Origin of the sequence: Burkholderia sp. Ap-955 (genome assembly GCF_011753045.1) — a bacterium.
GTDB classification, from domain to species: Bacteria; Pseudomonadota; Gammaproteobacteria; order Burkholderiales; family Burkholderiaceae; genus Burkholderia; species Burkholderia lata_D.
This window is the reverse complement of record NZ_VWWH01000101.1, coordinates 1-23,361: the sequence shown is the minus strand read 5'-3', so window position 1 is coordinate 23,361 and position 23,361 is coordinate 1. Positions and strand designations below refer to the sequence as shown.

Below are 23,361 nucleotides of genomic sequence, written 5' to 3'. Positions count from 1 at the left end.
CGCACGTCGATACGGATCGGCTCGGTCGAGCCGAGGCGGATCACCTCGCGCTCCTGCAGCACGCGCAGCAGCCGGCTCTGCAGCGACGGCGGCATTTCGCCGATTTCGTCGAGAAACAGCGTGCCGCCAGATCGGAAGAGCGTCGTGTGGAAAGCGGCGGCAGCCCGACGTTCAGGATGTTGAGCCGGTAATAGAGATCCGCGCGGAACGTGCCCGCCTCGACGGCCGCGAGCAGCGGACGGTGCGTCGCGGCGATCACGCGCACGTCGATACGGATCGGCTCGGTCGAGCCGAGGCGGATCACCTCGCGCTCCTGCAGCACGCGCAGCAGCCGGCTCTGCAGCGACGGCGGCATTTCGCCGATTTCGTCGAGAAACAGCGTGCCGCGGTGCGCGGCTTCGAACAGGCCGGTCTTGCCGCCGCGCCGCGCGCCGGTGAACGCGCCTTCCTCATAGCCGAACAGCTCGCTTTCGAGCAGCGCTTCCGGAAACGCGCCGCAGTTGACCGCGACGAACGGGTAGCTGCGCCGCGCGGACAGCGCGTGCAGGCTTTGCGCGATCATTTCCTTGCCGGTGCCGCTTTCGCCGAGCACGAGCACGGTCGCGTCGGATTTCGCGTAGCGGCGCACGAGATCGCGCACGCGCGCCATCGGCGCCGATGCGCCGACCACGTCGTCGAGCGCGTAGCGCGCGGCGAACTGCTGCGTGGTGGGCTGCGAACGCAATGCGCGGTCGAGCCGTTCGACCGCGCGCGATTCCTGGAACGTCAGCACGCTGCCCGACGTGACGCCGCGATCGACGAGCGGCCCGCGATGCACGACGTAGCGCACGCCGCGCACGGTGGCGAGTGCATCACCGTCCTCGCCGCGCAGCGTGCGCAACTCGGGCCGCAGGTCGACGAGCGCGCGGCCGACGGCCGCCGCGGGTTCGACCCCGAGGGCCGACGCGAGCCGCTCGTTGATCGCTTCGACGCGGCCGTGTGCGTCGAGCGCGACCACGCCGTCGCGCAGGTGCTGCAACAGCGTGTCGAGCCGCTGGCGGCGAAAAGCCTCGGCGTGCGTCGCATACGCGACTTCGAGCGCGGTCTCGACGGCCTTGCGCACCGACGCATGCGAATACAGGAACACCGCGCCCATGCCGGCGCTGGCCGCGAGATCGGTGACGAGGCCCGGGCCGACGATCGTCTCGATGCCGCGGTCGTGCAGGTCGTGCACGCAGGCTTCCGCTTCCTGGGCGGACTGATATGACGCAAACTGCACGTCGAGGCCGTACGCGGCGACGAAGCGACGCACTTCGGGCGGCGTTTCCCCGGCGCTGACGAGCGCGATCCGCGACGCATCGCGCCGGGCGCGCGCGAGCGCCTGCATCACGTCGAAGCCGGTCGGCGACACGACCACCACCGGCACCTGCGCCCGCGTCTTCAGGAAGCCGCCGTTCGAGCCGGCCGCGACGATCACGTCGGGCCGTGCGGTGCCGGCCTCGGCGATCGCGCTGAGCGCATCCTCATAGGCGCGCGTGACGATGCGCACGTCGGCGCGTTCGTCGAATTCGCCGGCGATCTCGCGAAACAGGTCGCGCAGGCGGCTGATGCCCATTGCCCAGATGCGCGGGCGCGCCGCGCGATCGGCCGGGCCGACGGGCTTGGTCGAGGAGAGGTCCATGGCGGTCGATTATGCGCGCGCGATTTCATTTTTGAAACATGAAATTGCCAAATTGAAATCACCGGACGCGGCTTCGCCCTTGCCGGATGCTTAAGAATCAGTGGGTTAGCGACTTGGCGCGAGCTGGCCCGGTCCTTGCTGTTAATGGTCGTTCCTTCAGGAGGCCGTTCATGAGCAATACGCATCTTCAGAGCGCCGGCGCGAAATTCCGCGCGGCAGTCGCGGCGGAGCAGCCGCTGCAGGTGGTCGGCGCGATCACCGCCTACGCAGCCAAGATGGCGCAGGCCGTCGGCTTCAAGGCCGTGTACCTGTCGGGTGGCGGCGTCGCCGCGAACTCGCTCGGGATCCCCGACCTCGGCATCAGCACGATGGAAGACGTGCTGATCGACGCGACGCGGATCACCAACGCGACCGACCTGCCGCTGCTGGTCGACATCGACACGGGCTGGGGCGGCGCGTTCAACATCGCGCGCACGGTCCGCTCGTTCATCAACGCCGGCGTCGCGGCCGTGCACCTGGAAGACCAGGTCGGCCAGAAGCGCTGCGGCCATCGCCCGGGCAAGGAAGTCGTGCCGATCGAGGAAATGGTCGATCGCGTGAAGGCCGCGGTCGATGCGCGTACCGACGACCAGTTCGTGATCATGGCGCGCACCGATGCGGCCGCTGCGGAAGGGATCGACTCGGCGATCGAACGCGCGGTCGCGTACGTCGAAGCCGGCGCGGACATGATTTTCCCGGAAGCGATGAAGACGCTCGACGACTACCGCCGTTTCAAGGCCGCCGTGAAGGTGCCGATCCTCGCGAACCTGACCGAATTCGGCTCGACGCCGCTGTTCACGGTCGACGAGCTGCGCGAGGCGAACGTCGATATCGCGCTGTACTGCTGCGGCGCGTATCGCGCGATGAACAAGGCCGCGCTGAACTTCTACGAGACGCTGCGCCGCGACGGCACGCAGAAGGCGGCCGTGCCGACGATGCAGACGCGCGCCGAGCTGTACGACTTCCTCGGCTATCACGAATACGAGCGCAAGCTCGACGAGCTGTTCGCGCAGGGCAAGAAGTAACGCGCCCGCACCCCCGATACCCATTGGAGAAAGGAAACATGAGCGAGACGAAAGACGCAGCAGCACCGGCCGCCGCAGGCGCATTCAAGCCGAAGAAGTCGGTGGCGCTGTCGGGCGTGACGGCCGGCAACACGGCGCTGTGCACGGTCGGCAAGACCGGCAACGACCTGCACTATCGCGGCTACGACATTCTCGACGTCGCCGAATCGTGCGAATTCGAGGAAATCGCGCACCTGCTCGTTCACGGCACGCTGCCGAACCTGACCGAACTGGCCGCGTACAAGGCGAAGCTGCGCGCGCTGCGCGGCCTGCCGAACGCGCTGAAGGCGGCGCTCGAGCAGATCCCGGCGTCCGCGCACCCGATGGACGTGATGCGCACGGGCGTGTCGGTGCTCGGCACCGTGCTGCCGGAGAAGGACGACCACAACCTGCCGGGCGCGCGCGACATCGCCGACCGCCTGATGGCATCGCTCGGCTCGATGCTGCTGTACTGGTATCACTTCTCGCACAACGGCAAGCGCATCGAGACGGAAACCGACGACGACTCGATCGGCGGCCACTTCCTGCACCTGCTGCACGGCAAGACGCCGTCGAAGTCGTGGGTCGAGGCGATGCACACGTCGCTGATCCTGTACGCGGAGCACGAATTCAACGCGTCGACGTTCACCGGCCGCGTGATCGCGGGCACGGGCTCGGACATCTACTCGGCGATCACCGGCGCGATCGGCGCGCTGCGCGGGCCGAAGCACGGCGGCGCGAACGAAGTCGCGTATGAAATCCAGAGCCGCTACGCGTCGCCGGACGAAGCGGAAGCCGACATCCGCCGCCGCGTCGAGAACAAGGAAGTCGTGATCGGCTTCGGCCACCCGGTCTACACGATCTCCGATCCGCGCAACAAGGTGATCAAGGGCGTCGCGCACAAGCTGTCGAAGGAAGCGGGCGACCTGAAGCTGTACAACATCGCCGAGCGCCTCGAATCGGTGATGTGGGAAGCGAAGAAGATGTTCCCGAACCTCGACTGGTTCAGCGCGGTGTCGTATCACATGATGGGCGTGCCGACCGCGATGTTCACGCCGCTGTTCGTGATCTCGCGCACGTCGGGCTGGAGCGCGCACATCATCGAGCAGCGCATCGACAACAAGATCATCCGCCCGAGCGCGAACTACACCGGTCCGGAAGACCTGCAGTTCGTGCCGATCGAAAAGCGCTGACATGCCCACCGTGCACACCGGCCTCCCGCGTGACGGGGGCCGGCGTGCGCCGGACGCCATACCCGAGTTCCCCACACCATGAATACCGCCAACCGCAAACCCCTGCCCGGCACGGCGCTGGACTACTTCGACGCGCGTGCCGCGGTCGAAGCGATCGCGCCCGGCGCCTACGACACGCTGCCGTACACGTCGCGCGTGCTCGCCGAAAACCTCGTGCGCCGCTGCGATCCGGCGATCCTCGCCGATTCGCTGAAGCAGATCATCGAGCGCAAGCGCGAACGTGATTTCCCGTGGTTCCCGGCGCGTGTCGTGTGCCACGACATCCTCGGGCAGACCGCGCTCGTCGATCTCGCCGGCCTGCGCGACGCGATAGCCGATGGCGGTGGCGACCCGGCCAAGGTGAACCCGGTCGTGCCCGTGCAGCTGATCGTCGACCACTCGCTCGCGGTCGAATGCGGCGGCTTCGATCCGGACGCGTTCGCGAAGAACCGCGCGATCGAGGATCGCCGCAACGAGGATCGCTTCCACTTCATCGAGTGGACGAAGAAGGCGTTCGAGAACGTCGACGTGATCCCGCCGGGCAACGGCATCATGCATCAGATCAACCTCGAGAAGATGTCGCCGGTGATCCAGGCGCAAGACGGCGTCGCCTATCCGGACACCTGCGTCGGCACCGACAGTCACACGCCGCACGTCGACGCGCTCGGCGTGATCGCGATCGGCGTCGGCGGCCTCGAAGCGGAGAACGTGATGCTCGGCCGCGCATCGTGGATGCGCCTGCCCGACATCGTCGGCGTCGAGCTGACCGGCAAGCGCCAGCCCGGCATCACCGCGACCGACGTCGTGCTCGCGCTGACCGAGTTCCTGCGCAAGGAAAAGGTGGTCGGCGCGTACCTGGAATTCCGCGGTGAAGGCGCGGCGAGCCTCACGCTCGGCGATCGCGCGACGATCTCGAACATGGCGCCCGAATACGGCGCGACGGCCGCGATGTTCTTCATCGACGGCCAGACGACCGACTACCTGCGCCTCACCGGCCGCAGCGACGAGCAGGTGAAGCTCGTCGAGACCTACGCGAAGGCGGCGGGCCTGTGGGCCGATACGCTCGCCAACGCGCAGTACGAGCGCACGCTGACGTTCGACCTGTCGAGCGTCGTGCGCAACATGGCCGGCCCGTCGAACCCGCACAAGCGGCTGCCGACGTCCGATCTCGCCGCACGCGGGATCGCCGGCCAGTGGGAAGAGAAGGCGGGCGAGATGCCCGACGGCGCGGTGATCATCGCCGCGATCACGAGCTGCACGAACACCAGCAACCCGCGCAACGTGATCGCCGCGGCCTTGCTCGCACGCAACGCGAATGCGCGCGGCCTCACGCGCAAGCCGTGGGTGAAGAGCTCGCTCGCGCCCGGCTCGAAGGCGGTCGAGCTGTACCTGGAAGAAGCGAACCTGCTGCCCGAACTCGAGAAGCTCGGCTTCGGCATCGTCGCGTTCGCGTGCACGACCTGCAACGGGATGTCGGGCGCGCTCGACCCGAAGATCCAGCAGGAGATCGTCGATCGCGACCTGTACGCGACGGCCGTGCTGTCCGGCAACCGCAACTTCGACGGCCGCATCCACCCGTATGCGAAGCAGGCGTTCCTCGCGTCGCCGCCGCTGGTGGTCGCGTATGCGATCGCCGGCACGATCCGCTTCGACATCGAGAAGGACGTGCTTGGCCACGATCAGGACGGCAAGCCCGTCACGCTGAAGGACATCTGGCCGACCGACGAGGAGATCGATGCGATCGTCGCGTCGAGCGTGAAGCCCGAGCAGTTCCGCAAGGTCTACGAGCCGATGTTCGCGCGCAGCGCCGATGCGGGCGAGCGCGCGGCGCCGCTGTATGACTGGCGCGCGCAGAGCACGTACATCCGCCGTCCGCCGTACTGGGAGGGGGCGCTGGCCGGCGAGCGCACGCTGCAGGGGATGCGCCCGCTCGCGGTGCTCGGCGACAACATCACGACCGACCACCTGTCGCCGTCGAACGCGATCCTGCTGGACAGCGCGGCCGGCGAATACCTCGCGAAGATGGGCCTGCCGGAAGAAGACTTCAACTCGTACGCGACGCACCGGGGAGACCACTTGACCGCGCAGCGCGCGACCTTCGCGAACCCGACGCTGATCAACGAGATGGCGATCGTCGACGGCGCGGTGAAGAAGGGCTCGCTCGCCCGCGTCGAGCCGGAAGGCAAGGTCATGCGGATGTGGGAGGCGATCGAGACGTACATGAATCGCAAGCAGCCGCTGATCGTGATCGCCGGCGCCGACTACGGCCAGGGCTCGTCGCGCGACTGGGCGGCGAAGGGCGTGCGGCTCGCGGGCGTCGAGGCGATCGCCGCCGAAGGCTTCGAGCGGATCCACCGCACGAACCTGATCGGCATGGGCGTGCTGCCGCTCGAGTTCAAGCCGGGCACGAACCGGACGACGCTCGGCATCGACGGCACCGAGACCTTCGACGTGATCGGCGAGCGCACGCCGCGCGCCGACCTGACGCTCGTGATTCACCGCAGGAACGGCGAGCGCGTCGAGGTGCCGATGACGTGCCGGCTCGATACGGCCGAGGAAGTGTCGATCTACGAAGCGGGCGGCGTGCTGCAGCGCTTCGCGCAGGACTTCCTCGAATCGTCGCAGGCGGCTTGATCGGGTCACACAGGGATAACGCACACATGGCTCACACTCCTCAAATCAGGATTCCCGCGACCTACATGCGCGGCGGCACCAGCAAGGGCGTGTTCTTCCGGCTGCAGGACCTGCCGGACGCCGCGCAGGCGCCGGGCGCCGCGCGCGACGCGCTGCTGCTGCGCGTGATCGGCAGCCCCGATCCGTACGGCAAGCAGATCGACGGGATGGGCGGCGCGACGTCGTCCACCAGCAAGACGGTGATCGTGTCGAAGAGCGCGCGGCCCGGCCACGACGTCGACTACCTGTTCGGCCAGGTGTCGATCGACAAGGCGTTCGTCGACTGGACCGGCAACTGCGGCAACCTGTCGGCGGCGGTCGGCCCGTTCGCGATCAGCGGCGGGCTCGTCGATCCGGCGCGCGTGCCGCGCGACGGCGTCGCGACCGTGCGGATCTGGCAGGCGAACATCGGCAAGACGATCGTCGCGCATGTGCCGGTGACGAACGGCGCGGTGCAGGAGACGGGCGATTTCGAGCTGGACGGCGTCACGTTCCCGGCCGCCGAAGTGCAGCTCGAGTTCATGGACCCGGCCGCCGAGGAAGAAGGCGCGGGCGGGTCGATGTTCCCGACCGGCAACCTCGTCGACGATCTCGCGGTGCCGGGCGTCGGTACGCTGAAGGCGACGATGATCAACGCGGGCATTCCGACGATCTTCGTCGAAGCGGAAGCGATCGGCTATACGGGCACCGAGCTGCAGGACGCGATCAACGGCGATGCGAAGGCGCTCGAGAAGTTCGAGACGATTCGTGCGCACGGCGCGCTGCGCATGGGCCTGATCGACACGCTCGATGAAATCGCGACGCGGCAGCACACGCCGAAGATCGCGTTCGTCGCGAAGCCGGCCGATTACGTCGCATCGAGCGGCAAGCGCGTGAACGCGGGTGACGTCGACCTGCTGGTGCGCGCGATGTCGATGGGCAAGCTGCACCACGCGATGATGGGCACGGCGGCGGTCGCGATCGGCACGGCCGCAGCGATCCCCGGCACGCTCGTCAACCTGGCGGCGGGCGGCGGCGAACGCAACGCGGTGCGCTTCGGGCATCCGTCGGGCACACTGCGCGTCGGCGCGGAAGCGCAGCTCGAGAACGGCGAGTGGACCGTCACCAAGGCGATCATGAGCCGCAGTGCGCGCGTGTTGATGGAAGGCTGGGTGAGGGTGCCGGGCGACGCGTTCTGAGCGTTGCCGGTTCCGGCAAGGCAGCCGGAACGCGCGCGGTTCACCCCGATCCCTGCGAAGCGGCCCCCGCGACGCAGGGATTTTTCATTTGACGCGTTGACGCCCGCGTGACGGGCGCGATCCGATGCGAGGCGCACGGCATCGGAGACCGTCGCGATACGCGACACAGACAGGAGAATCGCATGCCGCTCGATGCGCCGCTTGCCGGCATCCACATCGTCGAATTCGAAGGTCTCGGCCCCGGCCCGCTCGCGGGCTGGATGCTCGCCGGGATGGGCGCGCGGATCACGCTGATCGCGCGCCCGTCCGGCCGCACGAGCGCGCCGGATGCGTTGCAGGCCCGCGACGGCGACCTGCTGCGCGAAGGCAAGACGATCGTCGAACTCGACCTGAAGTCGCCGGCCGGCCGCGACGCCGCGCTCGACCTGGTCGCGCAGGCCGATGCGCTGATCGAGGGGCTGCGGCCCGGCGTGATGGAACGGCTCGGCCTCGGGCCCGACGATTGCGCACGCCGCAAACCGACGCTCGTGTACGGGCGGATGACCGGCTGGGGCCAGCACGGCCCGCTCGCGGCCGCGGCCGGACACGACCTGAACTACGTCGCGCTGACGGGGCTGCTGTCGTTGTCCGCGCCGCGCGACGGCCGGCCGGGGGTGCCGCCGACCGTCGTCGGCGATGCGGGCGGCGCGCTCGGGCTCGCGTTCGGGATCGTCTGCGCATTGCTCGATGTGCGTGGCGGCGGGCCGGGGCGCGTGGTCGACGGCGCGATCGTCGACATCGTGTCGATGCTCGGCTCGCTCGCGTTGTGGGCGCGCGCGAACGGGCAACTCGACGGCGCGCAGCCGAGCCTCTTTCACGATGCGCCGTTCTACGACGTGTATCGCTGCGCGGATGGCGAATGCGTGACGATCGGCGCGCTCGAGCCGCCGTTCTATGCGCTGCTGGTCGAACGGCTCGGGCTGACCGACGTCGATCCGGCGTCGCAGTACGACCGCGCGCGCTGGCCCGCGCTGAAGGCACGTTTCGCCGACGTGTTCGCGCAGCAGCCGTCCGCGCACTGGCGCGCGCTGCTCGAAGGCACCGACGCGTGTTTCGCGCCGCTGCTGAGCGTGGCCGACGCGGCCGCGCATCCGCACAACGCGGCGCGTGGAATCTATCGGACGGATGAGAACGGCAACGTGCGGGCGCGCGTGGCGCCGCGGTTTTTGCCGCTGGCGGGGGACGGGGCGGAGTAGGAACGCCAGCATGTCGAGGTCGTTGAACCAGTGGCGAAATGCACTTTAACGAAAGATTGTGAGAATATTTGGTGCCAATATTGGTGCTGAATTTGGTATTAAATAGAGTACAATCGATCTCCTGTTGAAGAAGGAGTCGGCATGCCTCATACCATCCTGGCCAGCGTTACCGCGAGTGTTTCGGAACTGAAGCGGAACCCGATGGGCACGGTCGCGGCGGGAGAGGGTTTCCCGGTCGCGATCCTGAATCACAATGAACCCGCGTTCTATTGCATCCCGGCGAAGACGTGGGAGGCGATGGTCGAACGCCTTGAAGATATCGAAGACAACGCGCTCGCCGACAAGCGCGCCAAGGAGAAGGTCGTCAAGGTCAAGCTGAATGACCTTTGAGCTTGCCTTCCTCGAACCTGCGTTGAAAGAGTGGAAGAAGCTCGATCGCACCGTTCGCGACCAGTTCAAATCCCGGCTCGCCGAGCGGCTCGAGAATCCTCGGATTCCGTCTGCAAAGTTGCATGGTCACCCGGATCGTTACAAGATCAAGCTGCACAGCGTCGGCTATCGGCTCGTCTACGAAGTGCGCGATTCGGAAGTGCTCGTACTGGTCGTGGCGGTCGGTCGACGCGAGCGCGATGCGGTCTATCTTGCCGCGATGAAGCGTTAGATCCCGATGCGCCGCACATGGGAGCGGCAAGCTTTCCGCATGTCTGACGCTTGGCTCCGCTACGCGCTCATCGTCTTCTGGAAGGACTGGCGGTCCTTCAAGTGCGGAGAACCGCTCACGCCGTTTCCTCCGGCGCATCCGGCATCTTGCCGTCGCCGACGCGATTGATCGTGCCCTGCGCGATCGCGACGAGCCGTTCGTGGTCGCCGTCGATGACGAACACATGACACTGGCAGGTCGCCTGGTGCCGCCCCGCATAGACGAGCTTCGCGCGGGCGACGAGCGTGCCGTTCACGGCCGGCCGCAGGTAGTTGATCTTGTATTCGGCGGTGATCACGCGCGGGCCGAGCACGAGCGCGCCGGCGAACGTCAGCGCGTTGTCCGCGAGGTAGCTGATGACGCCGCCGTGCACGAAACCGTGCTGCTGCCGCAATTCCTCACGCACGGGCAGGCACAGCGACACTTCGTTGTCACCGATATGCATCAGCTCCGTGCCCAGCAGCATGCTGAACGGTTGCGCACGCAATGCGCCGCGCGCGTGGTCCGTGATGTCGGTCATCGACTTTCCTCGAAATGAGTGCCCGCTTGCGCTGAACTCTAGGAAGGGGGATGCGGATAAGCAAGGAAATTCGTCCGCATTTCATGCAATCTCCAGCGCGATGCGACGCGATTATTGCGTCGAATGCCGTAGATTTCCCTGTTTGCGGATGATTCCGCCGGAATGCGCGAGCAACGTGAATTTCGCTGCCGTTCGCACCTAAAGTCCGACGAAGAAATGCCGCTAATGCCGGGGCATTGCCTCATCGTCCGCTTTCCAGGAATCTCCCCCATGTTCGGAAAAATCAAGCTCGCGTCGGGTCTGCTCGGCGTGTTGACCGTGTTTTGCCTCTTCCTGTTCGCGATCGAGGCGCTCGGCTTCTGGGCGCTCAAGTCGACGCGCAGCGGCGTCGACGATCTGTCGAACATCGCGATCACGCAGGTCGAAGCGGCCAGCCAGGCGACCCAGCAGTTGCTCGACGCGCGCATCAACCTGTCGCGCGCCGGCACGCGGATGGTGCGCGGCGGCCCGAAGCCGGAAGACATCATCCGCCATGCCGGCGCGTCGCTCGCGGAGGCGGACAAGGCGTTCGCCGCGCTGACGGCCGCGCAGCCGGTCGACGATGCCAACCGCGCACGCGTCGCGGCGCTCACCGAGCGCTATCGCGCGCTGCGCGGCGCGCTGGGCGAACTCGTGCAGTTCCTCGACGCCGACAACATCCAGGCCTTCCTCGACCAGCCGACGCAGAGCATTCAGGACGCCTATATCGCCGAGCTGCGCCGCTTCACCGACTATGGGGGCGCATCGAGCCGCACGGCGCTCGACACGATCGACGGCGGCATGCTCTGGTTCAAGTCGGTCGGCATCGTGCTGCTGGTGGCGATGCTCATGGCGAGCGCGGCGATCTACGTGGCCGCGCGGCGCGCGGTCGTCGCGCCGCTGGAAGAAGCCGGCCGCCATTTCGAGCGGATCGCGCAGGGCCGGCTCGATGAAGTCGTGCGGGCAGGCGGCGTGTTCGAGATCGACCGGATGCTGCGCGGCCTCGCCACGATGCAGACGAGCATCGCGGGCACCGTGCGCACGGTGCGCCAGGCGTCCGACGCGATCCACCTCGGCGCGGGCGAGATCGCGGGCGGCAACGCCGACCTGTCGGCGCGCACCGGCACGCAGGCCGCGTCGCTCGAGGAAACGGCCGCGAGCATGGAGGAACTGACGGCGACCGTCCGGCAGAACACCGACAGCGCGCGTGCGGCCAGCGCGCTGGCCGACGCGGCGCTCGAGGCGACGAGCCACGGCGGCGGCGTGGTCGACAGCGTGATCGACCGGATGCGCGGCATCGCGCAAAGCTCTGGGCGGATCGCGGAGATCATCTCGGTGATCGACGGCATCGCGTTCCAGACCAACATCCTTGCGCTGAACGCGGCCGTGGAAGCCGCCCGCGCAGGCGAACAGGGGCGTGGCTTCGCGGTCGTCGCGGGTGAGGTGCGCTCGCTCGCGCAGCGCAGCGCGCAATCGGCGAAGGAGATCAAGGCGCTGATCGAGGATTCGGTCTCGCAGATCAACGGCGGCGCGGAGCTCGTCGAGCGCGCCGGCGATGCGATGCGGACGGTGTCGGCGTCGATCACGCGCGTCGTGCAGACGATGTCCGAGATCACGGCGGCGTCGGTCGAGCAGAGCGTCGGGATCGAGCAGGTGAATCAGGCCGTCACGCAGATGGATCAGCTCACGCAGCAGAACGCGGCGCTGGTGGAGGAGGTCGCGGCGGCGGCCGCGTCGCTGAACGACCAGACCGCGCACCTGATGCAGGCGGTGTCGGTGTTCGAACTGGGCGATGGCCGCGCCGCACGCGGCGAGCACGCGGCGCCGTCGTTCGACGACGCGGGTTACGCGCCGGCCGGCAGCGCCGCGTAAGCCGTCTCGAGGTGGTAGGGCGTCGTCGACGGCATGTCGGCGCGCGCCACCTGCCCGTCCGCCGTCTTGCACTCGAACCAGCCGCGCGGATGCAGGAAGCGCGCGGCGAAGCGTTCGATCTGCCGCGCGAGCGGCGCCGAGGCCGGCGTGCCGCCGTGCGTCGCGAGCGCGCGCAGGTACTCGGTCTGCGCCCAGATCCGCTGCGTGCCGTCGATGCACGCGCCTTGCGCGTCGAGCGCCGCGCAGACGCCGCCCGTCTGCGGATCGACGCCGTATTGCTCCGCGAACACAAACGCGCGCGCCAGCGCGTTGGGGAGCCCGGTTTGCGCGAGCCGCGCGCCGGCTACATCGACCAGATAGAACCACTCGAACTGATGGCCGGGCTCGAAACGGTTGTCGGCCGCGCCGAGCGGCAGCTCGGCCACGCAGCCGGTTGCCGCGTCGACGAACGTGCGCTCGACGGCCTGCGCGGTGTGCGCGAGCGCGTCGTCGAACGCCGTGTCGCCGAATGCAGCCGCCGCCGCGAGCCACGCTTCGGTCAGGTGCATCAGCGGATTCTGCAGCGCCCCGCTGCCGGATGACGAGAAATCGGCGTGGCGCGCCGCGTCGAGCAGCGCGTCGCCGCGGTGCGGCGCGAAACGGTCCTGAATCAGCGCGGCGGTCTCTTCGGCCGCCTGGCGCGCCGCGGCGTCGCCCGATGCCGCATACCACGCGGCGCACGCGAACACGATGAAGGCGTGCGTGTAGAGATCCTTGGTCGTGTCGAGCGGTGCGCCCTGCGCGTCCACGCTGTAGTGCCAGCCGCCGTGGCGCGGGTCGCGAAAGTGGCGGCCCAGCGCGTCGAACAGCGTGGCGGCGTGCGCGGTGTCGCCGGCCTGCGCGAACACGAACAGTTGCCGTGCGCAGGCCATTGCGCGATAACGGGTCACGGGCAGCGGCGCGTGGGTGGCCGGATCGACGGCTTCGAACGGCAACTGTAATGTCTGGTCGAACCCTGAACCCCGCCAGATCGGCAAGACGACGTGCGCGAAATGGTGGCGCAACTGGGCGGCCTGGGCGGAAGCGGAGTCGGAAACGGACATGACGGGGTTGAGCGCTAGGTTCGAAACGTGTCGGCGCGGCCCGGAGGATCGGCGCGGCCGGGGCCAAGGATAAAACATTCCGCACGGCCGGCACCAGAAAAGGAGATAAATCGCATGCTGAGCAACCTGGAACTCGTGATGCGGCTCGTCCTCGCGGCGGCGCTGGGCAGCGTCATCGGCTTCGAGCGCGAGCGTCTGTCGTGGGCGGCGGGCCTGCGTACGCACATGCTCGTCTGTGTCGGTTCGACGCTGATCATGATCGTGTCGGCGTTCGGGTTCGCCGACGTGCTCGGCAGCAGCGAGCACATCGTGCTCGACCCATCGCGGATCGCCGCGCAGGTCGTGTCGGGCATCGGCTTCCTCGGCGCGGGCTCGATCCTGCTGCGCGGCGAGATCGTGCGGGGGCTGACGACGGCCGCGAGCCTGTGGTCGGTCGCCGCGATCGGCCTCGCGGTGGGCGGCGGGCTCTACGTCGCGTCGATTTCGGCGACGATCATCATCCTGATCATCCTGGCCGGCATCAAGCCGCTGGAGCGGCGCTACTTCACGGTGCGCCAGCGGCGCCAGCTCGCGCTGACGGTCGTGGGCGGCACGCTGAACTTCGATTCGCTGCATGCGGCGCTGGGCCCGGACAGTGCGCGGGTGAAGCAGTTCATCGTGCAGCGCGCCGACGACACGGGCGAGCACGACGAGGTGCGCATCGCGCTTGCGCGGGTATCGGAACTCGAATACCGGGCGATCTGCGACAAGCTGCGCGCGCTGAAGGGCGTCACGCGTTTCGAAGAGGGCAACGGGTTGTCGGGCGACGAATAGGCGGAATCGGCGACGGGGCATGCGACAATGGCCGACCGCCGATTCCGTTCGACATCCGGTTCCGCGCTTGCGGGCCCGGCCATCCGATTTCCATATGAAAGGCGAATTCCGCACGAGTTGGGGTTGCCGACCGGGTGAGGATGCGGGCAGTAGTCGGCCGGTAGCGGCCGTTCGACATCAGCCAGTGACCGTTGATCATGTCCTTTCATCCGATGCCTGGTACTACATGCTCGAAGACTTGGTCGGTTTCCCGGTCTTTATCGTAGGTGTCTTTTGCTCGCTCGACATTCTGATCGAGCGCGAGCTTGCCCGTGGCAACCGCACGATCGGATTGGCCAAGTCGCAATTCGACTCGATTCATGCTGACCGGCACTACGATTACATCGTGGACACGTCATTGTCAGACGCACTTGATTGCGGCAAGTCCGTACTGGCATGGTTGAAAAGTCGACCCAACCCTACTGCATTCTCGAAGATGCATCAGCAATTTTTCGGTGACGAAAAATAATCAAATGCCGACGGGTTTCGGATATTCGGTAAAGAGCGTCACGTCGATGACAATCGAAGCGTTGCCAGCGCTCCGGTAGACTTCGACGCTTGCCTACCTCGTCGCGATAGCATAGAAACTCGGCTTTTCATCAAGTGTTTGCACGCGCCGTATCGCCGTGTCGTTTTCTCTGTTCGGGAACATCGCCTTTGTCTCCCGAACGGCAAAGTGCCTCAAAAGTCTGTTAGTTGTTCCGTGCCGCGAAATGGAATTCGGGAAAATGAAATCGAAAAACAAGTATTTCTTGCTGCTTGCAGGGGCCGGGTTTGCGGTGCTGGCTGGGGTGATCACAGTGATCGACCAGCGGCAGTTGCGCCCGCTGGGGGAGACACTTTCCGCGCCAGAGCAGATATTCAAGATTGATGGGAACGTTCCCTTTGGAATCACTGACATCAAATGGGTCAATGATCATGGCGTAAGCCTGTTGACCGGCAAGCTCTTGGACGGCAGAAAAGAAGACGACACGACTTCACTACCGGGTAGGGTGCTGGACCTGCAGGTTCCGTCCAGGGCTGAGCACTTGCGTGAGCAACAAAAACGGATGGCGGCAGCGTCGGCCTCGACCATGATCGTCGCCGGCCATCAAGAGCTGGCAGCGCAGACGCTGCTCAACTTCCTGTCTCGCCAAGAGACGCGGCAATTCATTGCTCGAATGGAGGATGGAGGCAAGATCAATATTTTGGCGACCATTCAGGCTCCGATCGAGAGTGATTCCGATCCGCATCTGATGACAGCGCCCGGAGGCAAGTGGCTTGCGTTTGACTCCGATGAACGCGAGGAGAATAACGCCCGGATTGGCCCGAACGAGATCGCATTCGTCAGCCTTGATGGGGGGAGCACATGGAAATTCGATCCCAAGACAAAAGTGTCTCGTTGGACTGAGTTTCAAGGCCGGCTCTCGAATAACAATGCGTTCACTCTGGATAAAGGGGCCACCGAACGCTCCGATAAAGAAAAAATCTGGGTGACGCGAGATCATGGCCAATCGTGGCAGAGCATGGACCTGCGCAAGGCGGTCTGGTCGGATCGGCAGGAGCGTGAGAACGAGGTACTCGATGCGAGTTGGACCGTTCTGCCTGGTCCTGCTGGAAATGCGCTAGGCTGGTCATCGCTGACTTCGATTGTGATCGACGACGAGGGGAATGAGAAAAGCCAAAAATTCCTGGAATCCCGTCGCTTCGAACTGGACTTCAGCGGCAAGCAGGTTGTCGTCCGCAATGTCTCCGCCGCACCTGATTGGGGTAAGCGCAGCTTGTCCAACTTTGAGATCGTCAGCAATGCTTCCGGGGAGGCCCTGTTGTCGTACAACGGAGGTTTGTACGCCCTCGATCCGACGACCAAGCAGTGGGCCCAAATTGCCATTCCAGAGATTCATGGAGTCTCCAGCAATGTTTACCACGATGGCGTATGGCTGGGAAATGGTATCTGGATCATTAAGGCCAGTGGCCAGACAATATGGAATGTTGTGGCCTGTTATATGCCACCTTATTTTGGAAACACACGCAATTGCGGTATGTCGTCGGCGCAAGCCTATTTTTACAGCAAGGATCAGGGGAAAAATTGGATTCCGTTCGTCTTGCCAATTTCATCGGGCGAGGAATCCTACTCAACCGAGATTCTTGGATGGGATGATCAACGTCGAGGTATGGTGGTTGCCCGAAAAGATTCTGGTAGACGTGGTGATAATGTCGCAATTTATCGGTTGCCGTAGAGTCGCGCACTTGATGTAAACGGAGTGTCTCGATAAAACTCCGAGGCATCTTCGGGTAGTCGGTTTGAGAAGGCTGCAGATGAATTTATTCGGGGTGGTGAGGGCGTGTCGTTTCGAGGTTGTTTTCTGAAAAATAATTAGGGGGCATTCTTTGGGAAATCGTTCATTTCTGTATATTCAAGCCGGCTCGGGCGAAGAAGCCAAAACAATTGAGGTTGCCGACGCGAACAATAACTTTCCGACCTTGTGGCGAATCTTGTTGGCATCAAGTGCCGCGGGTGAGGCAATTAGAGATCAGCGCGTGTTTGGTGATGCCAATTCTGATAATCTCGTCAGTGATGCCCGAGCCGCGCTGGATCGTTTGCGGACCTTGTTGAGTTATCTTGAGCGTAATCCTGTCGCGAAGCCTGCTGGCAACGTGTTTACGCGCTTTATTGCCAAACCACCTCATCTCAGTGACGAAGAAAGCCAGCTTGTTCGTCAGCTTGATGCTGCAATCCATTATTTGCAGAATGAGGTGGACGATCTGGCCGAGTATGGCGTGCCTGATTTTTCGGCAAACCTGGATGAGTTGTTTGCACTGGAAGGTTTCTCGGATTTTGACGAAGAGCTTGCATCGGATGATGAATATTCCGAGCGATACTTTGCAGACGCTTCTGACGAATTTATCAGAAGGGAGGCTGGGAAATGCAATGCCTTATGGGGGCAGTTGCAGGTTAGTATGTCTAAAAGAGACACGGTTGGCGTGAGAGAACTTCTACTGGAGGCGGAAGTTACTCGCGTTGATTGCTCGGTGCCGGTAACTTGGGATTATTGGGCCTGGACATTCGGTGTGAGTGGTTTCGATCATGCTTATTTCAATCGTGCCTATGGGGAAGCTCCGAGGACGGTAACCTTTAAAGATTTCATGGCAACATCGGGTGGTAAGTTGGGCCATCAATTGGCTTATGGCTTGTACAGCTTTCATTCGGAGGGGCGCTGGGGCGTTCAATATGCCGACGAGAAAAATTGGCGTATCGTTCAAGAGGCGACATGGGACGGCATGTGGAAAGAGAGAGGGGACGCTGCCTATTTCTTGTGCTGGGTGAAGCGTAATGAAAAATACGGTCTGATTCGCCCGGAAGAAAAGGGCGTTATCACCATTTGCGAGCCCGGTTTCGATGATTTTTGGTACTTTGAAGGTCGAACTGCTTTCGTACAAGTTGGCGATAAAATCGGCCTGATTGGTGTGGATGGTGTTTGGTTGCTTGAGCCTTGCCTCGATGAGTGCAGTGACTATGAGGAAGGGTACGCGTGGGCGGCCGTGGGCAAGGGCTACGGCTTTCTGGGTGAGGATGGTCAATGGTCGGTGCCCCCGAAATATGAAGAGATAGGCGATATTTGCTGGGGCGTTTCCGCCGCGATGCGCTCGGGAGAGCAGTGGGGGCTGATGGAGCTTGCAAGCGGTCAGTGGTTATCGGCGCCGCAGTGGCATTCGCTGGAATGGTCTGAGGAGCGGACTGCATTCCTCGTTGGGCCTGACAAGACGATTGCGATGGATGCGAGAGGCCAGCTCTTGAGTGATTCGGATTAATGTCCGGGGAAGGAGCGATGGGTGCTTGCTCAGTAGCGATGCTGTTCATAACGAAGACAGAGCGCTGTTCACGCCACGGCGCCGGAGGCGAGTCGCTTGCAATGGGTCTTCAGCGTCGCTTCGCTGACCGGCGCGATGCAACGCAGGCACCCTGTTTGCTGTTCGCTCGTTATTACCGGGCTAGCATCCACGAGCGCTCTTGTCCGAGTTAACGCAAATGATCCTGGCGTCTTGTTTCCTATGGCAGGTCAACGAGCAAGCGCCGCAAACCGCCAAGATTGTCCGTCAGATTAAGTCCTTTGATCAACGCGCCTGTCGCGAAATTTCGCTCCTTGGTCAAGCAATCAAAGTCGCCCCAGAACACACTGTGCTCTGGGGTTTTTAAAAGCGCAAAATGTGCTTCCGGCAATACGTAGTGCGCAAGGTTATACAAGCCATGCACAAAGGCGCCGAAATACTTCAGAAATTCATGGAATTCAACCAGCCATGTCATTTTCCTGTATTCGTTCGCAATACATTGCAGGTAATGGGACGCCTCGTCCACTTGCCCGTTAAGCAAGGCCATCAAGTAGCGGACGACAAGTACGTTGCCCTTGGGACTACCTTTCCGACCAACATAGGTCTCCGCCAGTGCTAGTGATTTTTCCACAGCGGTTTGCCTTGGGTTGTCGTATACCATCACTGCAACGAGGTTGCTTCCGACTCGGAAGAAAGGGAAACAGTCCCTCTCTGCCAACCCAAGTTCTCTCGGAATGTATTGCTTCACCAAACCGATGTCGCAATCGGCCATAGCGTACATGAGTTCGCGGAAATGATAGCCGTGACTACCGGTGGGGGTGTGTAGGCGATTTCCAAACTTCAGTCGGTTCCACGTGTGCAAAGCATCCTTGAGCAAGCTCATATCGGCCTCATGGAATGCACGATAGATGCCGATCGATAGAAGATAATCGACGTCGATGGGAAAGCCGTGGGTGGCGCAGGTGTCATCGAAGAACGATCGAGCCTGTTCTTTCCCGAGAATTTGGAGCTGTCCATTGGCAGCATAGGCCCGTTCAAAGTCGCTCTGTTTCCTTTCTTCGGGAAAATCTTGATGCACCTGCTGGATTTCTCTTAACCGAGCTTCAAACGCTGGCACTGTACTTGGCCAGACATCTCCCTCACGGTGCTCGACCCACAGTGCTTCAAGTTTTCTTTTGTCCTTGGTATCCATGAAATCCGATATTCTCGTAATATTAAAAAGTGGAATTGATTCTTACGGTCAATTACCAGGATATCAATCCTTTGCGGCATCGGTGTTTTGATCGATGACTTGCTGGGGAAGGAAAGCTGGTATCCCGGAATCAGGAGCGCGGCCAGCGTTGCCAGAAGACATGAAACGCTGCGGTGTACACGAACCGTCATCGTATGGGCGCTCCCTCGTCCGCATGATTCGTTCCGCCGGCGTCGACGTGCTGCACCCATGCTTCCATCAGCGGCCGTCGCTGTTCCAGTAGGTCGGTCCGATGATAAGCGGCCTCGACCTGATCACGAGGGGCATGTGGTTGATGGTGTTTTAGCATTTTGATCAGCGTTAGCGCTTTCTCGGACAGCGGGATGCGATGCGGTTCCTTGGCCTTCATGCGTGCGCCGGAATGTTCCCAACACACTCAGCCAGATCGAGTTCGTTCCACGTCGCGCCTCGTACCTCACCGCCGCGGGCTGCGGTAAGTATCAGGAACAGCAAGGCAGCACGCGTGCTGTCGCCAGGCGTGTGCTTTGCCAAGTGACTCTCGACGCATCGCGGCACATGGCTCCACGGCATTGCGGGCGGGTGTGTCGTCTTGGTCGACTGTTCGGGAAGAATGTGACCGCCATGACGGGATTCGCAACGATGTGCCCGTGTGCCCAAGCCCACTGCATCACTGCTGCATGCGTTGACGAGTGCGGCGGGCTGTAGCAGTCTTCGTCAGCCAGATGGGGCGCAGGATGTCTGCACAGTCACCGGGGCTAATCGCATCGAGCTTACGGTGACCGAGCTTGGGACAGACATGGGAATCGCTGGATAGGGCCGGATGGTGTTAGAGTAAATTGGATGGTTTGGTGTTGCAAGCTATTGAATTTCTTGATGAAAATTGGACTTTGATGGATGTTCCCGGACTTTAATTTGGCAGACATGACCGAATCTGTTTCCTCGCCTCGCTCCCGCTCCCGTTCCAATCGTTCGTCGGCCCGTTCGCGCCCGCGCTCCGCTGCTGCCGCGGGCAGTACGTCCGCGAGGGCGACGGTGCGGTCCGGCAGTACGCCGGCCGGCGACGCGTCGCGGGACGAACGGACGCTCGACCTGTTCGGCGATCCGGTGCTCGAGCCGGGTGAGCGCGTGCCGGCCGCGGCGCGTGACGAAGCGGGCGCGCAAGCCGAGGCGGCAGTCGATGTCGCGGACGATGTGGCGTCCGGGCGGCAGGCTGCGCTGGACGGGTTCAGTGCGCCGGAGGGGGTGGCCGCGGCAGGACATGTGGAAGCGGCAGAAGGTGCAGTGACGCCTGAAGACGCGACGGTGGCGCATGGCGTTTCATCGCCTGAAGGTGGTGGTGACGCAAACGTCGATGTCGTGCCGGCTTCTGGCGCGGCTGCGATGAAGGCAGTCGATATTCCCCTGGCCGATGGCGTTGCAACGAAAGCCGCCGATGGCGCCGCAACGGTGGCGACCAAACTGCAAGCAGCCGATGGTGCTGAGGCGAAGGCGACCGGATCTCAAGCGGCTGATGGTGAAGTCGAGAAGGCTGTTGTTGTGGCTGCTACCGCCGTTAGATCCCGCGAAGGGCGATCCTCCGGTGACGCCGTGAAGGAACGCCGTGCGTCGTCGGGCGGCAAACGCCGGACGGCTGCCGGTGCAAGCGACGCGACAACGGAGCAATCCGCGCGAGTCGTGACGAGCGTTGACACGGCGCCGGAGGCGGCCGGGGCGAGCCCGGTGACGACGGTCGAGCCGCAGACGTCGGCGCAACAGGCCAAGCCGGTGATTGCCGCGAACACGGCGAACACGGCGAACACGGCGAACACGGCCAACACCGCCAACACCGCGAAGTCCCATGACGCCGCGCCGCGGGCCGACGCCACCGTATCCCCCGTCACCCAGCCGCAGGCTTCAGCTGCCTCCTTTGTCACGAAGCCGTCGGCGGAGCGCACGCAACCGGCCGCGCCGGTCTTCGATCCGGATACGCACCTGCGCCCGTTGACCGACCGACTGGCCGCACTGCAGGCCGACGTGGACGGCCTGACGCGTACGGCCGATCGCGAGATGCGCCGCGTCAACCGCCTGCTGCTGGCGTTGGCCGTCGTCGTGCTGGCCGGGCTCGTCGCGCTGGTGATGCAGACGCGGCAGATCGCGCACCTGAAGCAGGACGTCGCCACGAAGCAGCAGCGGATCGATCGCCTCGCGGCCGATCTGTCGACGCAGCAGGCAACGCTGATGACGCTCGAGGAGCATCACGAGGCGCTTTTGTCGCAGGTCGACCGGCTTCAGCGCAACGCGAACCGCGAGGCGGCCGTCGCGAAGCGTGCTCGCCGCACGCGTTAATCGTTTCGACCCTATCCTGGGAGCCAGACGGAGCAAGGATCGCCGTGATGTATCGACGATCGGCCGTCGCGCGCATGCGGCAAACTGATGCTGTGCGCTGGCAGAGTTCAGGGAAAACCCTTAGAATGGAGTCCATCTAAGGGAAAACCCTAGCCACATCTGTCAGGAGTCTCACATGAGCTTCATCCTCGCCCTGCTGCAAAAGATCGACGACCTTTTCGTGTCCCCGCACCTGCCGCTCGACGCCGAATACTCGTACGCTGCGCGTCGTGCCGAAGCCGAGCGCGTGCGCCGTGCGCACCTCGTGCCGATCGTCCTGTACCGTCGCTGATTCGCTGATTCGCTGATTCGCTGATTCGCTGACTCGCTGACTCGCTGTCAGCGCGGCGCCCGCCGCACCTGCCTGTCCGCTTTCCGCCGCTGCATCGCGCGCCGGCGCGACCGTCCCGCTACACTGGAAGTCCGATTCCGTTCACGGTGACCGGGCCATGTTGCAGATGCGGCCCATGACGGCCAGCGAATTCCACGCGTACCGCACGCGAGCCATCGACGGCTACGCGAGCGATCTCGTTTCATCCGGACAAAATGCTGTCGAAGACGCGGCCAGCCGGGCGCGCGCCTGTTTCGACACGCTACTGCCGGACGGCCTGCGTACCTCCGGCCAGACCCTCGTCGTGCTCATCGACGGCGCCAGCGGCGACGCAGTGGGCGACCTCTGGTACGCGATCGTGCCTGAGGGGCCGAACCGCACGCTGTTCATCTACGACCTCGACATCGCCCCGTCCCGGCGCCGCCAGGGCTGGGCCACGCGCACGCTCGAGGCGCTCGATGTCGAGGCACGCCGATACGGCGTCACCGAGATCGGGCTGTCGGTGTTCAATCACAACGCAGCGGCCCGCGCGCTGTATCGTGCGTGCGGCTTCGCGCCGATCACGACGACCTTGATCAAGCCAGTCATTTCGGACTGAAGCCACCGGCCGGTGTCGCGTCGTCGTGCGCTGGCGATTCGACGCGCCGCGATCGGCCAATGCCGGCCGACCTCACGATCCTTCCTGTGCGCCAAGCACCAAGCACCAAGCACCAAGCACCAAGCACCAAGCGCCGAACGGCCATCCGGCCGTTCGGCACGCGTCACCGGCACGCGTCACCGGCACACGTCACCGGCACACGTCACCGGCGCACATCACCGCCACACATCACCGCGCGCGCCCCTTCCATCTCCGCAACAGCAACGCGTTGGTCACGACGCTGACGCTCGAAAACGCCATCGCCGCGCCCGCGATCACCGGGTTCAGCCAGCCGAGCGCCGCGAGCGGCACGCCGACCAGGTTGTAGACGAACGCCCAGAACAGGTTCTGCTGGATCTTCCGGTACGTGCGCCGGGAGATGTCGATCGCGTCGGCGACGAGCGCCGGGTCGCCGCGCATCAGCGTGATGCCGGCCGTGTGCATCGCGACGTCGGTGCCGGTCGCCATCGCAATGCCGACATCGGCTGCCGCGAGCGCGGGCGCATCGTTGATCCCGTCGCCGACCATCGCGACGATCCCGCCGTGTGTGCGCTTCAGCTCGGCGACGACGCGTGCCTTGTCGTCGGGCAGCACCTGCGCATGCACCTCGCCAATTCCGAGCGACGCCGCGACGGCGGCCGCGCTGCCGCGGTTGTCGCCCGTCACGAGTACGCTCGCGACGCCGCGCGCCGACAGCGCAGCGATCGCGTCGCGGGCGCCCGGCTTCACGGTGTCGCCGAAAGCGATCAGCGCGAGCAACGCGCGCGGCGCATCGGCGCGCATCAGCCACGAGATCGTGTTGCCCGCGCGCTCGAGCTCCGCTGCGCGTGCGTCGAGCGCGGGCGCCACCGTGATGCCGAGCTCGTCGCGCCAGCGCGTGCTGCCGAGCGCGAGCAACTGTC

20 protein-coding genes and 1 pseudogene are annotated in these 23,361 nt (G+C 64.4%); 15 read left to right on the top strand and 6 right to left on the bottom strand.

Features of this window, described 5'->3' with window-relative positions:
* Window positions 1-127: 127 nt before the first annotated feature.
* Window positions 128-1,660, bottom strand: a pseudogene (gene prpR / locus F3J15_RS32150) (propionate catabolism operon regulatory protein PrpR); the annotation flags it as partial.
* A gap of 170 nt (window positions 1,661-1,830) precedes the next feature.
* Between prpR and prpB the strand changes: the two are divergent.
* The 7 genes from prpB (at window position 1,831) to F3J15_RS32115 (ending at window position 9,721) form a co-directional block, all read left to right on the top strand.
* Entirely contained in the window at window positions 1,831-2,724 is an 894-nt protein-coding gene (prpB, locus tag F3J15_RS32145) for a methylisocitrate lyase (protein ID WP_027781672.1), read from the top strand.
* A 38-nt stretch (window positions 2,725-2,762) separates the two neighbouring features.
* Window positions 2,763-3,935: a 2-methylcitrate synthase gene (prpC, locus tag F3J15_RS32140; protein ID WP_166896251.1), complete on the top strand. Its 1,173-nt coding sequence runs from the start codon at window positions 2,763-2,765 to the stop codon at window positions 3,933-3,935.
* A 78-nt stretch (window positions 3,936-4,013) separates the two neighbouring features.
* Window positions 4,014-6,608 (top strand): Fe/S-dependent 2-methylisocitrate dehydratase AcnD, encoded by a 2,595-nt coding sequence (gene acnD / locus F3J15_RS32135; RefSeq protein ID WP_166896249.1) that lies wholly within the window; start codon window positions 4,014-4,016, stop codon window positions 6,606-6,608.
* Window positions 6,609-6,634: 26 nt separating this feature from the next.
* Window positions 6,635-7,825, top strand: coding sequence for a 2-methylaconitate cis-trans isomerase PrpF (gene prpF / locus F3J15_RS32130; protein WP_069252700.1), 1,191 nt, complete (start codon window positions 6,635-6,637; stop codon window positions 7,823-7,825).
* Between the two features lie 182 nt (window positions 7,826-8,007).
* Window positions 8,008-9,060 carry a CaiB/BaiF CoA-transferase family protein gene (locus F3J15_RS32125; RefSeq protein WP_166896247.1) on the top strand — a complete coding sequence of 351 codons (1,053 nt, stop codon included), beginning with the start codon at window positions 8,008-8,010 and terminating at the stop codon, window positions 9,058-9,060.
* A 141-nt stretch (window positions 9,061-9,201) separates the two neighbouring features.
* Window positions 9,202-9,450, top strand: a complete 249-nt coding sequence (locus F3J15_RS32120) for a type II toxin-antitoxin system Phd/YefM family antitoxin (protein WP_089428849.1) — start codon at window positions 9,202-9,204, stop codon at window positions 9,448-9,450.
* Window positions 9,440-9,721, top strand: a complete 282-nt coding sequence (locus F3J15_RS32115; RefSeq protein WP_166896245.1) for a type II toxin-antitoxin system RelE/ParE family toxin — start codon at window positions 9,440-9,442, stop codon at window positions 9,719-9,721. The genes F3J15_RS32120 and F3J15_RS32115 overlap by 11 nt, the downstream gene beginning before the upstream one ends.
* Window positions 9,722-9,836: 115 nt before the next feature.
* Here F3J15_RS32115 and F3J15_RS32110 read toward each other — a convergent pair whose 3' ends face one another.
* Entirely contained in the window at window positions 9,837-10,280 is a 444-nt protein-coding gene (locus F3J15_RS32110) for a PaaI family thioesterase (protein ID WP_011353771.1), read from the bottom strand.
* Window positions 10,281-10,550: 270 nt separating this feature from the next.
* Between F3J15_RS32110 and F3J15_RS32105 the strand changes: the two genes are divergently transcribed.
* Window positions 10,551-12,170 (top strand): methyl-accepting chemotaxis protein, encoded by a 1,620-nt coding sequence (locus F3J15_RS32105; protein WP_166896243.1) that lies wholly within the window; start codon window positions 10,551-10,553, stop codon window positions 12,168-12,170.
* Here F3J15_RS32105 and F3J15_RS32100 read toward each other — a convergent pair.
* Complete coding sequence (locus F3J15_RS32100) at window positions 12,143-13,252, bottom strand: AGE family epimerase/isomerase (RefSeq protein ID WP_166896241.1); 1,110 nt, start codon at window positions 13,250-13,252, stop codon at window positions 12,143-12,145. The genes F3J15_RS32105 and F3J15_RS32100 overlap by 28 nt on opposite strands.
* A gap of 114 nt (window positions 13,253-13,366) precedes the next feature.
* Here F3J15_RS32100 and F3J15_RS32095 point away from each other — a divergent pair, with 114 nt between their 5' ends.
* From F3J15_RS32095 to F3J15_RS32080, 4 genes are all read left to right on the top strand, one after another.
* On the top strand, window positions 13,367-14,065 hold the full coding sequence (locus F3J15_RS32095) for an MgtC/SapB family protein (RefSeq protein WP_089448605.1): 699 nt from the start codon (window positions 13,367-13,369) through the stop codon (window positions 14,063-14,065).
* 94 nt (window positions 14,066-14,159) lie between these two features.
* Window positions 14,160-14,573: a hypothetical protein gene (locus F3J15_RS32090; RefSeq protein WP_166896239.1), complete on the top strand. Its 414-nt coding sequence runs from the start codon at window positions 14,160-14,162 to the stop codon at window positions 14,571-14,573.
* Window positions 14,574-14,832: 259 nt separating this feature from the next.
* On the top strand, window positions 14,833-16,323 hold the full coding sequence (locus F3J15_RS32085) for a hypothetical protein (RefSeq protein WP_345891586.1): 1,491 nt from the start codon (window positions 14,833-14,835) through the stop codon (window positions 16,321-16,323).
* A 151-nt stretch (window positions 16,324-16,474) separates the two neighbouring features.
* A complete protein-coding gene (locus F3J15_RS32080) occupies window positions 16,475-17,896 on the top strand; it encodes a WG repeat-containing protein (RefSeq protein ID WP_166896235.1) in 1,422 nt (473 codons plus the stop codon).
* A gap of 238 nt (window positions 17,897-18,134) precedes the next feature.
* Here F3J15_RS32080 and F3J15_RS32075 read toward each other — a convergent pair whose 3' ends face one another.
* Entirely contained in the window at window positions 18,135-19,106 is a 972-nt protein-coding gene (locus F3J15_RS32075; RefSeq protein WP_166896232.1) for a hypothetical protein, read from the bottom strand.
* 187 nt (window positions 19,107-19,293) lie between these two features.
* Window positions 19,294-19,515 (bottom strand): hypothetical protein, encoded by a 222-nt coding sequence (locus F3J15_RS32070; RefSeq protein ID WP_166896230.1) that lies wholly within the window; start codon window positions 19,513-19,515, stop codon window positions 19,294-19,296.
* A 533-nt stretch (window positions 19,516-20,048) separates the two neighbouring features.
* Here F3J15_RS32070 and F3J15_RS32065 point away from each other — a divergent pair.
* The 3 genes from F3J15_RS32065 (at window position 20,049) to F3J15_RS32055 (ending at window position 22,420) form a co-directional block, all read left to right on the top strand.
* The gene (locus F3J15_RS32065) at window positions 20,049-21,452 is read left to right on the top strand and encodes a flagellar hook-length control protein FliK (RefSeq protein ID WP_166896255.1); all 1,404 of its coding nucleotides are present in this window, start codon (window positions 20,049-20,051) and stop codon (window positions 21,450-21,452) included.
* A 175-nt stretch (window positions 21,453-21,627) separates the two neighbouring features.
* The gene (locus F3J15_RS32060) at window positions 21,628-21,783 is read left to right on the top strand and encodes a hypothetical protein (protein WP_006481665.1); all 156 of its coding nucleotides are present in this window, start codon (window positions 21,628-21,630) and stop codon (window positions 21,781-21,783) included.
* A gap of 157 nt (window positions 21,784-21,940) precedes the next feature.
* Entirely contained in the window at window positions 21,941-22,420 is a 480-nt protein-coding gene (locus F3J15_RS32055) for a GNAT family N-acetyltransferase (RefSeq protein WP_166896228.1), read from the top strand.
* Window positions 22,421-22,648: 228 nt separating this feature from the next.
* On the opposite strand, the gene F3J15_RS32050 is transcribed toward F3J15_RS32055, so the two are convergent.
* A partial coding sequence (locus F3J15_RS32050) for an HAD-IC family P-type ATPase (RefSeq protein ID WP_166896226.1) occupies window positions 22,649-23,361 on the bottom strand: 713 nt, incomplete at its 5' end.